The organism is Fictibacillus sp. NPDC058756, from assembly GCF_042746035.1.
Classification (GTDB): Bacteria; Bacillota; Bacilli; order Bacillales; family Fictibacillaceae; genus Fictibacillus.
In genome coordinates, this window is sequence record NZ_JBHYPU010000001.1 from 941,024 (window position 1) to 956,286 (window position 15,263).

Annotated in this window: 14 protein-coding genes, 1 pseudogene and 3 riboswitches; of the genes and pseudogenes, 12 read left to right on the forward strand and 3 right to left on the reverse strand. The window is 37.2% G+C overall.

Annotation, left to right across the window (positions count from 1 at the left end; all coding sequences use genetic code 11):
* Window positions 1–11: 11 nt before the first annotated feature.
* The gene (locus tag ACFW35_RS04655; protein WP_379844109.1) at window positions 12–1,322 is read right to left on the reverse strand and encodes an ectonucleotide pyrophosphatase/phosphodiesterase; all 1,311 of its coding nucleotides are present in this window, start codon (window positions 1,320–1,322) and stop codon (window positions 12–14) included.
* A gap of 164 nt (window positions 1,323–1,486) precedes the next feature.
* On the opposite strand from ACFW35_RS04655, the gene ACFW35_RS04660 reads away from it, so the two are divergent.
* The gene (locus tag ACFW35_RS04660; protein ID WP_379844111.1) at window positions 1,487–1,915 is read left to right on the forward strand and encodes a hypothetical protein; all 429 of its coding nucleotides are present in this window, start codon (window positions 1,487–1,489) and stop codon (window positions 1,913–1,915) included.
* Window positions 1,916–1,939: 24 nt separating this feature from the next.
* Here the strand turns inward: ACFW35_RS04660 and ACFW35_RS04665 are convergent, their stop codons facing one another.
* The gene (locus ACFW35_RS04665) at window positions 1,940–2,656 is read right to left on the reverse strand and encodes a hypothetical protein (protein ID WP_379844112.1); all 717 of its coding nucleotides are present in this window, start codon (window positions 2,654–2,656) and stop codon (window positions 1,940–1,942) included.
* 409 nt (window positions 2,657–3,065) lie between these two features.
* Between ACFW35_RS04665 and ACFW35_RS04670 the strand changes: the two genes are divergently transcribed.
* Both ACFW35_RS04670 and ACFW35_RS04675 read left to right on the forward strand, forming a co-directional pair.
* On the forward strand, window positions 3,066–3,509 hold the full coding sequence (locus ACFW35_RS04670; RefSeq protein WP_379844114.1) for a YndM family protein: 444 nt from the start codon (window positions 3,066–3,068) through the stop codon (window positions 3,507–3,509).
* Between the two features lie 162 nt (window positions 3,510–3,671).
* A complete protein-coding gene (locus tag ACFW35_RS04675) occupies window positions 3,672–5,030 on the forward strand; it encodes a glycosyltransferase family 2 protein (RefSeq protein WP_379844115.1) in 1,359 nt (452 codons plus the stop codon).
* A 62-nt stretch (window positions 5,031–5,092) separates the two neighbouring features.
* Here ACFW35_RS04675 and ACFW35_RS04680 read toward each other — a convergent pair whose 3' ends face one another.
* On the reverse strand, window positions 5,093–5,647 hold the full coding sequence (locus ACFW35_RS04680; RefSeq protein WP_379844117.1) for a helix-turn-helix domain-containing protein: 555 nt from the start codon (window positions 5,645–5,647) through the stop codon (window positions 5,093–5,095).
* Window positions 5,648–5,758: 111 nt separating this feature from the next.
* Here ACFW35_RS04680 and ACFW35_RS04685 point away from each other — a divergent pair, with 111 nt between their 5' ends.
* The 9 genes and pseudogenes from ACFW35_RS04685 to ACFW35_RS04725 all read left to right on the forward strand — a co-directional run bounded on the left by ACFW35_RS04685 (window position 5,759) and on the right by ACFW35_RS04725 (window position 15,222).
* Window positions 5,759–6,346, forward strand: coding sequence for a LysE family transporter (locus tag ACFW35_RS04685; protein WP_379844118.1), 588 nt, complete (start codon window positions 5,759–5,761; stop codon window positions 6,344–6,346).
* 234 nt (window positions 6,347–6,580) lie between these two features.
* Window positions 6,581–6,840: pseudogene (locus ACFW35_RS04690) on the forward strand (ArdC-like ssDNA-binding domain-containing protein).
* Window positions 6,841–6,847: 7 nt separating this feature from the next.
* Window positions 6,848–6,964, reverse strand: a riboswitch (SAM riboswitch).
* Between the two features lie 191 nt (window positions 6,965–7,155).
* Window positions 7,156–7,270: riboswitch (SAM riboswitch) on the forward strand.
* Between the two features lie 80 nt (window positions 7,271–7,350).
* A complete protein-coding gene (locus ACFW35_RS04695) occupies window positions 7,351–8,160 on the forward strand; it encodes an alpha/beta hydrolase (RefSeq protein ID WP_379844120.1) in 810 nt (269 codons plus the stop codon).
* Window positions 8,161–8,218: 58 nt separating this feature from the next.
* Window positions 8,219–8,335, forward strand: a riboswitch (SAM riboswitch).
* Window positions 8,336–8,461: 126 nt separating this feature from the next.
* Entirely contained in the window at window positions 8,462–9,283 is an 822-nt protein-coding gene (locus ACFW35_RS04700) for a MetQ/NlpA family ABC transporter substrate-binding protein (protein WP_379844121.1), read from the forward strand.
* Window positions 9,284–9,322: 39 nt separating this feature from the next.
* Window positions 9,323–9,496, forward strand: coding sequence for a hypothetical protein (locus ACFW35_RS04705; protein ID WP_379844123.1), 174 nt, complete (start codon window positions 9,323–9,325; stop codon window positions 9,494–9,496).
* Window positions 9,497–9,902: 406 nt separating this feature from the next.
* The gene (locus ACFW35_RS04710; RefSeq protein WP_379844125.1) at window positions 9,903–11,741 is read left to right on the forward strand and encodes a sigma-54 interaction domain-containing protein; all 1,839 of its coding nucleotides are present in this window, start codon (window positions 9,903–9,905) and stop codon (window positions 11,739–11,741) included.
* 160 nt (window positions 11,742–11,901) lie between these two features.
* Window positions 11,902–12,987 (forward strand): tartrate dehydrogenase, encoded by a 1,086-nt coding sequence (locus tag ACFW35_RS04715; protein WP_379844127.1) that lies wholly within the window; start codon window positions 11,902–11,904, stop codon window positions 12,985–12,987.
* A 16-nt stretch (window positions 12,988–13,003) separates the two neighbouring features.
* Window positions 13,004–14,452, forward strand: coding sequence for an aldehyde dehydrogenase family protein (locus ACFW35_RS04720; protein WP_379844129.1), 1,449 nt, complete (start codon window positions 13,004–13,006; stop codon window positions 14,450–14,452).
* Window positions 14,449–15,222: an SDR family oxidoreductase gene (locus ACFW35_RS04725; protein WP_379844131.1), complete on the forward strand. Its 774-nt coding sequence runs from the start codon at window positions 14,449–14,451 to the stop codon at window positions 15,220–15,222. The genes ACFW35_RS04720 and ACFW35_RS04725 overlap by 4 nt, the downstream gene beginning before the upstream one ends.
* Window positions 15,223–15,263: the final 41 nt, after the last annotated feature.

The following is a 15,263-nucleotide window of genomic DNA, read 5'->3' on the forward strand; positions in this document are numbered from 1 at the left end:
GAATCCTTTCTTTAAGAATAATAGATTAAATCTTCTATAACAGAACCGTCTGTGCTGCCTAGATCAAGACCAAGAAGTCTAGCAAAAGTTGGTCCTTCATCGACAAGATGCATCGAAGGGACCACAACATTTGGACGAATTCCTTTTCCTGCTGCTATGAATACCGTAGTATAATCTTCTTTTTCAGGTGAATAGCCGTGAGAAGCGAGTGTATAGCGCTTTGCTCTTACATCTCTTTCGGTAATAGAATCGATAAATTCTCCATCTATTTCTTCTTTCAAGTAAAAGCCTCTTCTTGCTTCTACCATAAAAGCACAGTTTTCATCTGCTCCCATTGCTGCTGCCTCATGCTGACTGATGACTTTTTCAATGCCGCTTGTTTGAGTTAATACTAGATTCTTCAAAAGCTCTTCTACAACCTCCTTGGTTTTATGATCTGATGGTTCATTTAAGTAAATATATGCGGATCCATCACAACTCTTGCAATATGCTTTCCAGCTTTTCACTTTTCCGCGTTCATTTACATCTATTAAACCTTGTTCTTTGAATAATACGTTGAGCTTAATCGCTTTCGATTCATCAAGAGCACTATGATCTCCAAGAGCGATGATCGTAGATTTTTCATATATATCACTTTCTTTGAGCGCTTGAATGATACGTCCAAGTCGAACATCATGTCTCTTGACAGCAGCCATCGCCTCATTAGAAGAAAAGCCATGGTAATGACGCTGTGAATCCAAATCTACAAAATGAACGAGCAGCAGTTCTGGTTTTTTCGTTTTAATTGTATGCACTGTTGACTCTAATACGAAATCATCCAGTTCAGGCTGATTAAGTCCGTTGCGAAGATGTCCAAACCGTCTGTTCAAATCCAATTGATAGCGCATACTTCCATTTGAAAGAGAAACAGGTACCTGATGATGCCACGAACGGTTTGCAAAGATTTCAGGCATGTTGTAATCGATGTTTGCTCTAGCTGTAACTGGCCACAACAATGCTGCTGTCGTCATACCTGCTTTTTTTGCTTCATCATATAAAGTTGTGCCCTTCACATGTTTGCGATGCCAATACCAGTCTGGAGATAATCTCCCTGGCTGAAGGAACGTATTATTAATGACTCCATGCCGTTTTGGATAATTTCCTGTTACAATGGTTGTATGACACGGATAGGTAACAGAAGGATATATCGTTTGAACTTGATTGCAGTAAGATCCTCTTTGTAAAAGTTCTTTGAAATACGGAAGTTCCTGGAGCATAGGGAAATCCAGCGAAGATAAGCAATCAAAAGAGATTATGATTAAATGATCAGTAAGGCGCGACATAATGACCTCCAGCTTATATATTGATCTGCTCTTATGGTAAATAATAGCATATTAGAAAGAACGAGATGGGAGACTGTAATAAACTCTCTAAAAAATCATTTCGCACTTTCCAAACTTTGGCAAATGTGCTATGAATAAATTATCTAAAATGAGATGGTGATTAAATGTTTAAGTGGTGGCTTGGTGTTGTATTCATGTTTTTTATAGCGACGGGTGTAATCAGCTATTTATTTGTTATGGACTATGCCTCTGAAAAAGCGATGAGCGAGATTTCTAGAGAATTATCTTCGAATGAAGAAGAGATAAACAAACTCCTCGAGGACCCTGAGATCAGAAAATACATAGAAACAGGGGAAACGAACTCGAAAAATCTCCCCTTTACCACGAGAAAAGATGCAGTAAAGCTGATTTCTGAGAAGTATACTGTAACAGAATTAGCTAGAACGAGAGAACAGGTTAGCGACGGTTTAAGTGAAGAAGAAAAGGTAGCAGTTTATGAAAAGCTATTAGAAAAATTCACTGAAAAAGAATTGCTTGCTTTAAAAGTTGTGGCTCTAAAGGAAATAAATAAAAAAAATAAAAAAGCCCTCTAAATGGAGGACTTTTTTTTGCATTGATTAAAATGAAAGATAAATTCTTCCGTCTGTTTTAGAAATATGGTAGCTTTCAAATTCACCAAGTTCAACGATTGTTTCCTTGCCAGTATTTACTACAGTTTTTATCTGCTCTTTAATTGAGGGATGCATATCGTAAAGGATGTCTGCGTGCTCAACAGGAACAGATCTTGAACCTGTACTGAACATGATAAGAGGGTTACCTGAATCATTGGAATACATCGCAAATGAGTCACTATATTCAATCGCGTATAGCGCAGCATTATGCTTTTTTGCTACTTCAATCAAATCAACCAAATTTTCTTCTGCTGAATCCGTGATATTTACAAACGTATAACCATTTATCACTCTTGTTTCAGGGTTAACAGTTTTCGTTTCTTTTTCATTAGTTGTTGTCCCGGTACCGCATTTAACGGGCTTCTTATCTTCAGCTTGGCTTCGTTCAACAATTGACTGTTCAACATTAGGTGATGCTTTTTTGTTAACACCGTTAATTACGGGAACTTTTTCTTCGCCCATTGTTTTTTGTTTATAGGGATTTTGAACAAGCTCATTCGAAATTAATTCAGCTGAACGATCAGATGTATGTATTTCATTATTATCTTTTATATATAGATCAGAAGTTGCCTTGGCTTTGCTTTCAAGATCTTTATAAGTAAACACACCGACTGTAAGCAGTGCTGAAACTGTAAAAATAACCACACGATTTCTTTTCTTCAATTTAAAATCCCCCTTAAAAGCTAGTTCACTTATTAGACGATAATACCTCTAATTCGGTTTCAATTATTACGAAAATATTTCACTAATGTTACATAAAATGAATGTTTTTTTAAAGAGCAAATGCCAGTGGTTTTTACAGGCTATTTTTGGTAAAGCCCCGTTATTGCCATACCCATGGACACATGTTGATCCTTTATTTTATGCTCTGCCTCTTTCAACAGTTGTATTCATTGCCGTAACTTTAATGAAAAAAACTGCAAACATAAATAAACAAAGAGAAAAAACAGAAATCATACGGCAGTTTCTGAATAATAAAAATCCCTCACAGAACATGTGAGGAATTCGTTATGTATAAGTATGAACCTTCTTATTTTGTTGCAAACTAATAACAGAATAAGGAGGTCTTTCATTGGAACAAGCTAAAGGTATTTTAATCAAATTTATCGTTTCTTTGATCGCGTTTTGGATTGCATTGGATTTATTTTTTGATGCATCAATCAGTGATATCGTTTCTTTCGCTGTAACGGCTACAGTGGTATCTTATATTCTTGCTGATCGAATCCTTTTACCGCGACTTGGTAAAAAGAACACTCTAATGGCGGAATTTATTTTAATCTATATGATTGTATGGGTTTTTGGTTCTATCCTTTTAAATGGGTACCTTCAAATTGCGTGGGGAAGTATTATTTCAGCGGGTATTATAACCGCAGGGGAAGTTTTCGTGCATCAATACTTATTAAAACATATGCCGGCAAGAAAAAAGGTAAAGCGCCAGCATAGAAGATTTAGACAGCCTACTCTAAGGTATGCGACTGAGTTTGCTGAAGAGAAAGATCCGAGAGACAAAAAGTAAATTATATATCAAAAAAAGAAATCCTTTACAGGGTTTCTTTTTTTGATTGTTAAGTTTTTGTGAAGTAAACCCTTACATTGTTACAGTATAATTTCTGATTGTCAGAAAAACGTTTTCCTATTCCAACTATTCTAAAATAATAGTTTAGATAGGAGGAGTAATTTGGAATATTTACTGTTATTTTTCTTTACCTTGTCAATTCTATTTCCTGTAGTTCATTCCATTTATTGTTTACCACTTTTTCAAAAGAAACGTAACAGTCTAAAGAACTTAGTGACGAGACAAAACGGAATAAGTATACTAGTACCTTGCTACAATGAGAAAGATATTATTGAAACTTCTGTGACCAGTATGAAGAACTTAACTTATATGGATGCTGAAGTCGTTTATATTAATGATGGTTCTTCAGATCGAACGTTAATCTTATTAAACAAACTGTTAAAACTATCTCCTTGTTACAAGGAAGTACCAAGAGAATTGGAATATGAAAATGTAAAAATGTTTTACCAATCACAAATTCATCCGAATATTTATGTTGCTGACAAAAAAAACGGTGGTAAAGCAGATGCATTAAATGCTGGGATTGAATATGCAGATAAATCCGTAATAGTAACTCTTGATGCTGATACTATTTTGAATGATGATGCTCTAAATGCAGTCAATATGGCATTTCAGGATGAGAATGTTGTAGCTGCTGGCGGGATGGTGCATGTCTTGCAGACAAAAGTAGTTCAACCTCTTTATGGATTATCATTAAGTAAAGCTAATATGTTAGTCCGGGCCCAGACGCTGGATTTCTTAAAAGCTTTTTACGTGAATAAAGTTTCTCTGTCCCGTTTCCATGCTCTAGCAGTTATATCAGGTGCATTTGGAATTTTTACAAAAAAAGCTCTTCTGGATGTTGGTGGATATCGAGCAACAATTGGAGAAGATATAGACATAACATTAAAAATGCAAAAATACATCTCTAAAAACAAAAAAAGAAAAGTAATGCTTATACCAGATGCTGTTTGTTACACTGAATTGCCCGAAACAGTTAAAGACTTATTTAAACAAAGGGTTTGTTGGCAAAAAGCTTTTGTAGATTGTTTGTTTTATTTTGCTCCTTTCTTATTAAAATCACTCTTTAAAAAACCAGTATCCTTCTTTTATCTATTCGAAGGTTTCTTATCGGGGACTCTTGCCGTATATTTTATGACAGGAGTATTATTATTTGATCTGATTAGCGGTGAATTTTTCTCACTCTCATTTCTTTTAATTTATACCCTTTTTATTTTTATCCTTGGATACGTGTATGACGTATTGGCAATTGAGATGTCTGACCGGCATGGTTACTCCTTTCAAGATTCGGACCGATACAAATTATTAAAAACTATCTTTTTTGATATATTCATCTATCGGTTTATCACAATCTTTTCCGTTATCTACGGTACCATTGGTTACTTCTTTAACAAGAAAAGCTGGAATAAGGTAGCAAGAACCGGAAGAAATTATGATACGGAAGTGAAATCTGCGGCATAAAGAAAACCCCTTGATTCCTCAAGAATAACAATATAAATCCCCCGTTCCCAAAAACGGGGATTTTATATTGTATAATGTATAACCATACTTAATCGCGTTAATAGTTCTCCAGAATTATGATAAGAATGAGATCTATCTGCTTTAAACCTTATAGAATCTCCAGTTGATATGGTGTATTCAGTGTCATTTACTATTACTGTTAATTCACCATCAAAAACAGTTAAAAACTCTTCAGTTCCTTCTCCGTGGGATTCAGAACTAAGATACCCGCCTTTTTCTATTTCAATGGAATAAACCTCAAATCGTCGATTATCTTGGAATGGGAAATAAGGATATAATCGGTATTTTCCATTATCCTCTGTTAGTATTTGCACCTCACTTTTCAGGACTACCTTTGTGTCAGGCTGCGGTGAATTTATTAGTGAAGTAAACGAAATTTTTAACCCATTTGCTATTTTCCAGATTGTTGTAATGGTAGGACTAGATTCACCTCTTTCAATTTGTCCAATCATCGTTTTACTAACTCCAGTAAGCTCAGCAACTTTTTCAAGACTTAATTTCTTACTTTCTCTCAAAGCCTTTAAATTATTTGCAACGATGCGATTAATCTCTTCCATAAAAACACTCCTTAGACTATATACAATATAACGTCAATATCTTACAATATAACGTAAGACGTTATAATGACTTTTTAGACATTATAACACACATTCGGAGGAGGATTTATTTTGCCTACATTATCATTTTTGTTATACGTATTTGTTACTACTTTTACTCCAGGTCCTAACAATATAATGGCAATGTTATCTGCTAATAAGTATGGATTCAAAAAGACCATAAAGTTTTGCTTAGGGGTTGGTACTGGTTTTTTTGTCATTATGATATTGTGCAGCTATTTTAATTTGTTATTAAAAAATACCATTCCTAAAATAGAATTCGGAATGACTATCTTTGGTTCTATCTATATGTTGTACTTAGCTATAAAGATAATTTTTAGTAAGAAGGATAATAAGGAAAATGACCATATAAACCATAATGGCTTTTATACAGGAATGCTTTTACAATTCATAAATCCCAAAGTTATTTTGTATGGAATCACAGCTATGTCTACATTTGTCATACCATTTTACACTACTAATATAAGCTTAATTTTATATTCACTGTTTCTTGCTTTTGTCGGTTTTGTAGGCACTGTTTGCTGGAGTTTGTTCGGTTCCTTGTTTCAAAAATTCTTAACAAGATATAAAAGTCATTTTAATGTGGTTATGGCTTTATTACTTTTATATAGTGCCGTATCCATATTTTTAGAGAAATAAGTAAGCCGAAAAAGTTTGTGAAATATTGTACTTAAACAAAAGGGTGCATTTCTTGAAGATTGAGCTGTCTTATCAGGCAGCTTTTCTTATTCAGCTAAAGGGTAGGATTATTGAATAAGAATATGAATTTATTAATTAAGGTGGAGTTGCTCCATTCCTTTAGGGAACACAATTCGCTTCGGAAGACAAAAAAATATGAGGAGGAGAATAAAAATGAGAAAGAGTGTTTACGAGATGGTGACCGAGAGAATCATAGAGGAGCTTGAGAGCGGTGTTGTTCCTTGGCAAAGGCATTGGGTGAACGGGGAGCGGTGAACTGGAAGACACAAAAGCCGTATCGAGGAATCAATACGTTCTTGCTCGGAGCTGGAGAGTACGCGACGTTCAAGCAGATCGAAGAAGCGGGAGGGAGGGTGAAAAAAGGCGCAAACTTTAATTCCTTTCAACGTTTATTTCTAATAAAAAAAGCTCAACCCAAAAGGAAGAGCTTGTAAAAACTCTTCCTCATCTCTCAGAACACTTTCATGTTCTGATGGAATTGGCACCATACTGTTTTCAGAAGAAAACAGCGGTTGCCGGGCATCGCAGGGCCAGTCCCTCCGCCACTCTTGATAAGGAAATCAAGTACCTATTCATTTAATAAACTTAATTATATCTATTTTCAGAACTTTAGCAATATTTTTTCATCAAAATTATTAATTGATATTGCGTATTTTGTGAATAAAAAGCTTTTCATGGCAAGTCTAATACAATATTCTTGTTGACACCAAATTACATTTCCTCTATCATTATCCTAAATTTAATAAAAACTCTTATTAAGAGCAGGTGGAGGGAATTAGCCCAATGAAGCCCGGCAACCATCGGTGTACATTATTTTATACCGGAACGGTGCTAAATCTAACAGCTTACGCTGAAAGATGAGAGGACGAACGGACCTAAGTATCAGCCGTGTTCTCTCATGAACACGGTTTTTTTGTTGAATAAAGACGGAAAGGAGAACAATTATGACAAAACCTGAGTGTTTTACGTGGAGAGGTAAAGTGCTGGCACATACGATTCATTATCCCTCACTACAAGCTGTTGAAGAAGGAGCATATCCACTCATCATTATCTGCCACGGGTTTACAAGTACAAGAATTGGTGTGGATCGATTATTCGTAAAAACCGCAAAGGCACTTGTTAAACAAGGGTATGCGGTTCTGCGTTTCGATTATGCTGGATGCGGTGAAAGTGAAGGTGAGTATGGAGAGAATGGGTTTTATTGTTTAATCGATCAAACGCAAGCAGCCATTTCGTTTGGCCGGTCTCTTCCGTGCATTAATTCCGAAAGTGTTACGCTGATCGGCCATAGTTTAGGTGGTGCTGTAGCTGTTTGTACAGGTGCGATAGATAATCGAATCGGAAATATTATCCTATGGTCAGCTGTTGGACGACCATATGAAGATATTACGACAATTGTAGGATACAACAATCAGTTAGATAACGTTATTGATCATTTAGGATATGCAATTACTGATGACTTCATTTCATCTCTCAAGCCATTTTCACCGATTGACGATCTGTACAAATATAATGGCAACGTACTTTTCATTCATGGAACAGGAGACATCGTCATTGATGCTGTATATTGCTCAGAATATTATTACCATGCCAAAAAAAGGATAAAGGGAAGTGCAGAAATGGTTTTAATTGAAGCTGCCAGCCATACGTTTTCAACTATTCCGCATTTTAAACAGCTTATATCTGCAACATCGTTATGGCTTTCAAAATATGTTCCTGCAGATGTAAACCCTACTTTGAAAAAAAGTGTTTAAAAAGTGATTGACATTAATAGTAAATTCTGTAATAATACAAAGTAATTTGATAGGAATACTCTTATTAAGAGCAGGTGGAGGGAACTAGCCCTATGAAGCCCGGCAACCATTCATGCTGAACGGTCAGTATGGAAACGGTGCTAAATCTAACAGCAGTTAAGCTGAGAGATGAGAGGAAATCGGATTTTTTCGAGAAAGCCTTTTGTCTCTTTTATGAGCTCAGAAGGTTTTTTTGCATTCTGCCTCTTGAAGAGTTTTATCAAAGAACTATAGAAAAATTGGGGATAGGGGAGAAAGAAAAATGAAAAGAATGATTCAAGTTTTATTCGCAAGTGTGGCAGTGTTTGTATTAGCTGCTTGTGGATCATCAGCAAGTGGCGGAGAGAAAACGGAAAAACTAGTAGTTGGGGCATCCAACGTACCGCATGCTGAGATCCTGGAAGAAGCAAAACCACTTTTGAAGGAAAAAGGCATAGAATTAGAGATTGTTAAATTCCAAGACTATATCTTACCGAACAAATCACTATATGAAAAAGAAATCGATGCGAACTACTTTCAGCATATTCCATATTTAACACAACAATTGAAAGACAACCCGAAGTATAAGTTTGAAAATGCTGGCGCCGTTCACCTTGAGCCGATGGGCGTTTATTCAAAGAGACATAAGTCATTGAAGGATCTTCCGAATGGTGCGAAAGTTATCTTGAGTAACTCTGTTGCCGAGCATGGTCGCATCCTCTCAATCTTTGAAGCAGAAGGACTAATCAAGCTTAAAGAAGGAAAGGGATATGAAGCGCAACTTAGCGATATTGTAGAAAATCCGATGAACTTAGAATTTGTGGCAGACATCGATCCAGGTCTATTAACAAAAACGTATGAGCATGATGAAGGAGACGCGATTGTCATCAACACAAACTTCGCGATTGATGCGAATTTGAATCCGAAAGAAGATTCTATAGCTCTTGAAGGATCTGAATCACCATTTGCGAACATCATCACGGTTCGTGAAGGCGACAAAGATAAAAAAGCGATCAAAACATTGCTTGAAGTGCTTCATTCAAAAGAGATCACAGACTTTATTGACAAAGAATACAAAGGTTCTGTGCTTGCTGTGACGGAGTAAAGTGAGGTTATTTACGTCTTATTTTCGAGGTGAATGACATTGGGAATCTTATCTGATCGTGTAAACGAGCGCAGGCGAAGAATCATTACTTATATTCTTTCTGTAGCTAAATTAGAGTATCAGCAAAGCGATAAGGATTATTATCACAAACTTCCTTTAGCCAAATTGGAACAAGAATATAAGGAATTTCAGGAACTGCAGAAAAAGTTATAGCAAGTGTACAAAAAGCAGCTGGTTATCGGTTGCTTTTTGTTTTTTGCACGGAGCAGTTGCGATTTCTTTCCCCAGATAAATAGACTTCCGACTTATCACAATAAAACTGACCAAGTAAATTACTTCTTCTTTAAGTTGGATAAAGAACTCTAAGTAATTGGTTACTAATTGAACAAAGCTCTTCATCATATTATTCCGCAATACCAGCTAATAGAAGGTCAATAGATAAGACTAAAAAGCTGAAAAAGACATGTTACAATAAAAATGACATACAAAATAAGCTTCAAAGGCAGGACTTGAAGTTATTGTTATAAAAGTATTTTATTGAAGTATATATTACTTTACCTAGCCTCTATTTTTGCATTTATATGTTAAATTATAAAACAAAGAAGGGAGTGTAGAGAAAATGATCGCTTTGTATAAATTAAATAAAACACTAGAAGCTATCTTCATTCAACTATTAATCAAACAAGGTATTCAACCAACCTGCCTTCATTCTAAAAAATCGATTATCGATCATATGATGAACCCTTTTGTTCTGATTACTCCTTCACCTTATGTAAATGAGGTTCAATCATTTTCTATCCCAATTGTACCTCTTTCCCTTCATTTAAGTGATTTCGAAAAAACGATTAATGAACAAAATCTTTATGAACAAAATCTCTTAATTATGGTGTCAGATGAAGAAAAAAAGTGGTTAGACACTGAAAATCTTCTGATGTATCATAACCATTTTGATATTTGCAGCAAAGAATTTATTAAACTCAGTAATGCCAATAAAAACACAACATTTCTTGTTCCTTCTTGGGAAAGTAATCTCCCTATGTCTAAACGAACAAATGAAAATTTCTTTTATGTTCATCCTTCAATGGATACTGTGGTTTCCGCAATACGCCAGGCAATGAATTTAACTGATGTGACGAAAGAGATGTTTAAAGAAAAATACCAGGTACAAGCCATTGCCGATTCTGCTCATGATGGTTTAATAGCGGTAGACAAGCAAGGAAAAATAACACTAACCAATAATAATGCGAAAAAATATCTGGGACTAGAAGGAGATGTGGTGGGACGGAACATTACAGAATATATCCCACATTCCGATATGCTGAGGGTACTGCAAACCGGTAAGAAAGAAATAGGTGATGTAGCCAAGATCCTTGATCGCCAAATCATTATTAACCGTTACCCCGTTATTCTTAACAACACTGTCGTTGGCGCGGTATCTAATTTTAAAGAAATTACCGACTTGCAAAGAATGGAAATGAAACTAAGGAAAAAATTGCATGAAAACGGATTAGAAGCGAAATACAGACTAGAGGACATTATTGGGGAAGTCCAAGGGATTCGTGAAGCTAAAGAACAGGCCAAGATCTTTGCGCAAACAGATGCAACGGTACTCATTACAGGAGAATCTGGAACAGGAAAAGAATTGGTTGCACAAGGAATCCATCTGCAAAGCAGTCGGGCAATTGGTCCCTTTGTTGCCGTTAATTGTGCCGCTTTTCCTGAAAATTTACTAGAGACTGAATTGTTCGGTTATGAAGAAGGCAGTTTTACAGGAGCAAAGAAAGGTGGTAAGCAAGGGCTGTTTGAATTGGCGCATGGAGGAACTTTGTTTTTGGATGAAATCGGAGAAATGCCATTGCAAATTCAGGCTCACTTATTACGAGTTCTGCAGGAAAGATCGATCCGGAGAGTCGGAGGACAACGAACCATTCCTGTTAACGTACGGATTATTGCAGCAACCAATACAAACATCGAAGACGAAATTGAAAAGAAGCAGTTTAGAAAAGATTTATACTATCGTTTAAATGTACTTTCACTTGAATTGCCGGCTTTGCGAAACAGACTAGAGGATGTTCCCTTGCTTACCTGTCATTTTATAGAGCAATTTAATGAACAGCATCAAAAGCAAATTAAAGTGATCGATGAAGATTTTTATTCCGTTTTACAAGACTATCACTGGCCAGGAAATATTCGTGAGTTGCGAAATGTTTTAGAACGAATCGTTTTGCTTCAACAAGGTTCAGTCATAACGGCTAAAGATGCCTCATTTTATTATCCTAAACTTAGAAAGAAGAGAACTCAAACAACTGCCAGTTCCAGTATTGCGACTATTAAAGAGAATGAAAAAGATTTAATTCAAGGTGCGCTTCAACAATATAAAAGCAGGGCAGAAGCGGCAAAATCTCTTGGAATTGACCGATCGACCCTTTGGCGTAAAATCAAAGAATACAAGCTTTGATGTTTTATTTTGAAACAGATGATGCGAAATAAAACGAATGAAGTAGAATCACTGTTTTTGTTTGCCCTATTATACCCAAATAATTCAGAATATTTAAAATTAACTGAATTGGCATGAAACTTGCATTAGTAATTGGCAAACAAAAAAATGAGGTGATAGCTTGCAACATTTCTCAATAGCGGCCATACCTGGAGATGGAATTGGGCCTGAAGTCATGGCAGAAGGGTTAATAACATTAAAGAAAATTGAGGAACTGCACGGGGGCATTCATTTCTCCATTGACACATTTGATTGGAATTGTGATTACTATTTAAAACACGGAAAGATGATGCCAGAAAATGGCCTGGACATTCTGCGGGATTACGATGTGATTTTGCTTGGTGCCATCGGTGCACCAACTGTTCCTGACCACATTTCAGTATGGGAATTGATCCTGCCCATTCGCAGGGCCTTTCAGCAATATATCAATTTGAGGCCTATTAAACTATTAAGAGGTTTAGAGAGTCCTCTACGGTATAAAGCCCATAAAGATCTGGATTTTGTCGTAGTGCGTGAAAACACAGAAGGAGAATACTCCAATATGGGAGGGAGGTTACATGAAAACACTCCCTTTGAACTTGCGGTACAAAATAATGTCTTTACGAGATACGGAACAGAACGAGTTATCAATTATGCCTATTCCCTTGCTGAAAAAAGATCGAGGAAAAGGATGACTGCAGCTACAAAATCAAATGGAATCAATCACTCGATGCCTTTCTGGGATGAAATCGTCAAGGAAGTGAGCAAGCATCATCCTAACATCCAGACGGACATCTATCATATTGATGCACTGGCAGCTTATTTTATTACCAGACCGGAAGAATTGGATGTTGTCGTGGCAAGCAATCTGTTTGGCGATATTTTAACAGACCTTGGCGCAGCAATTGTGGGTGGTTTAGGACTGGCACCTTCAGGTAACATAAATCCGGAAAAAAATTATCCTTCGATGTTCGAACCCATTCATGGTTCTGCACCTGACATCGCCGGAAAGAAAATGGCCAATCCGATTGCGCAGATTTGGAGTATTAGCTTAATGATGGAGCATCTTGGTTTTTCTGATATAGCGGATTTGATCGTATCATCGATTGAAGAGGTGCTCATTGATCGAAAAGTGTCTACCCCTGACCTCGGAGGGAAAAATTCGACCCGTGAATTTGGAGAAGCTATTCATCAGCAAATGACCAAGAAAAGTATAAATTTTATTTAAGGAGATGAAATAAAAGATGACTGAGACAAAAACTTCTCTCTTACATGAAAAAAAATACCCTTTATACATTAACGGGAAACCCATTTATTCCGACCATAATATTCCTGTTTACCATAAGTACACAGGAGAATTGATCGCATCCATCTCAAAAGCTGATAAACATCATGTGCACGAAGCTGTGTCTGCAGCTGAAAGAACCTTTCAATCCGACCAGTTAACGGCTTTTCAACGTTCTACTATTCTATTAAAAGCAGCAAATTTAATGGAACAACGACGCGAGGAATTTGAGCTTTCTTTAGTCAGAGAAGTTGGAAAAACCCGTAAAGATGCAGCAGGGGAGCTGGATCGAACGATTAACACGATCCGTTTGTCAGCAGAAGAGGCGAAACGGATTGCTGGAGAAATGATTCCACTGCAGGCGACAGAAGGGGCAGATAACCGGTTAGGGTTTACCATTCGCGTTCCTAAAGGGGTTATTGGTGTGATTACCCCATTCAATTACCCTTTGTTATTAGGCGTCCATAAAATTGCACCTGCTCTTGCTGCGGGCAATACCATCGTGATCAAGCCTGCTACTGCAACTCCGCTGGCTACCTTTGGGCTGGTAGAACTTTTAGAAGAAGCAGGTCTGCCAAAAGGATATGTGAACATCATTACCGGATCAGGAAGTGAGGTGGGTGAATGGCTGTTGGAAGATGAACGAATCGCGATGTATACGTTTACTGGCTCAGGTGAAGTAGGTAAGCACATTAAAGAACGAAGCGGTTTACGGCCGGTAGCACTTGAACTGGGAAACAACTCCCCGAATATTGTTCATGAAGACGCAGATCTGGACCTTGCTGCCAAACTGACCGCAAGCCGCAGTTTTCATAATGCAGGACAAGCCTGTATAGCCGTTCAACGCCTGTATGTACATCAATCTGTATTGAATGAGTTTACAGAAAGCTATTTAGCGTACGTACAACAGCTGAAAGTCGGCGATCCGGAAAAACCAGAAACAGATGTAGGTCCGATGATTAGTGAGAAAGAGGCGATTCGATCTGAGAAATGGGTGAATGAAGCGATCGAACAAGGAGCTAAAGCATTGCTTCCGGTAAAGAGGGAAGGAGCGATCCTATATCCAACAGTACTTGTGGACACGAACCCTTCAATGAAGGTGGTTTGTAAAGAAGTCTTTGCACCTATCGTCTGTATCATCCCTTATCAAGATATTGAAGAAGCTTTTCACTCCGCCAATCAATCAGAGTATGGTTTACAAGCTGGGATTTTCACTCGTGATTTGCAGCTGGCGATGAAGGCAGCGAAGGTACTGCAATACGGGGGAGTCATTATTAATGATGTATCCACTTACCGTAATGACGTTATGCCTTATGGGGGAGTCAAAAATAGTGGGATTGGAAAAGAAGGTCCGCATTATGCGATTCAAGAAATGACAGATGAACGAATGGTGGTGATGAATCTGTGAATACTGGATTGTTAGAAAGAAAAACAGCCATTATTACTGGAGCAGGATCAGGTATGGGAAAAGCTGCAGCCAAATTATTTGCTGCACAAGGAGCAAACGTTGTATTAGCGGATTTAAATAAAGACGCTGCAGACCAAACGGCAAAAGAAATAGATCAGACCGGACAAGTTCTCGTAATTCAAACGGATGTGGGAGACGATGAAAGTGTTCAAAATCTTGTAAATGAAACATTCAATGCATTTGAAGATATGGATGTCCTAATTAATTGTGCAGGGGTTCCACAATTCTTTACCCCGATTGAAGAAATGAGCATTAGTGAATGGGATAAGATTATGTCAGTTAATACAAAATCCATTTTTCTAACCACACGTCATCTTGTCCCTTATATGAAAAAGAAGGGAAAAGGTTCGATAATAAATATCGCATCGATTGCAGGGATCCGGGCTAGGCCAGGACTAAATGCCTACTGTGCATCCAAAGGAGCTGCCATTATGCTAACGAAAGCATTGGCGCTTGAATTAGCCCCATTTAAAATCCGGGTTAATGCCATTAATCCAGGTCCTGCTGAAACCCCAATGCTAGGAAAATTTTTGCCTGGCGATGCCCAACAAGTAGAGGAAGATAAAAAGAAGATCTTTCTTGACAGTGTTCCTTTAGGCACGCTAATCCAGCCTGAGGATATTGCCCAAGCGGCTTTATATCTTGCTTCTGATCTCTCCAAGGCTATTACTGGGGAAATCATGAATGTTGACGGAGGAAGAGGAATCTAGATTGCTTAATAAATCCAGCCATTTTAATTAAAAGGGGAGAA

Bases quoted from the DNA above. Each gene is read 5' to 3' on its own strand.
- ACFW35_RS04680 (WP_379844117.1), bottom strand. From the start codon at position 5,647: ATGGAAGAGATTAATCGCATCGTTGCAAATAATTTAAAGGCTTTGAGA.
- ACFW35_RS04700 (WP_379844121.1), top strand. From the start codon at position 8,462: ATGAAAAGAATGATTCAAGTTTTATTCGCAAGTGTGGCAGTGTTTGTA.
- ACFW35_RS04660 (WP_379844111.1), top strand. From the start codon at position 1,487: ATGTTTAAGTGGTGGCTTGGTGTTGTATTCATGTTTTTTATAGCGACG.
- ACFW35_RS04695 (WP_379844120.1), top strand. From the start codon at position 7,351: ATGACAAAACCTGAGTGTTTTACGTGGAGAGGTAAAGTGCTGGCACAT.
- ACFW35_RS04720 (WP_379844129.1), top strand. From the start codon at position 13,004: ATGACTGAGACAAAAACTTCTCTCTTACATGAAAAAAAATACCCTTTA.
- ACFW35_RS04710 (WP_379844125.1), top strand. From the start codon at position 9,903: ATGATCGCTTTGTATAAATTAAATAAAACACTAGAAGCTATCTTCATT.
- ACFW35_RS04655 (WP_379844109.1), bottom strand. From the start codon at position 1,322: ATGTCGCGCCTTACTGATCATTTAATCATAATCTCTTTTGATTGCTTA.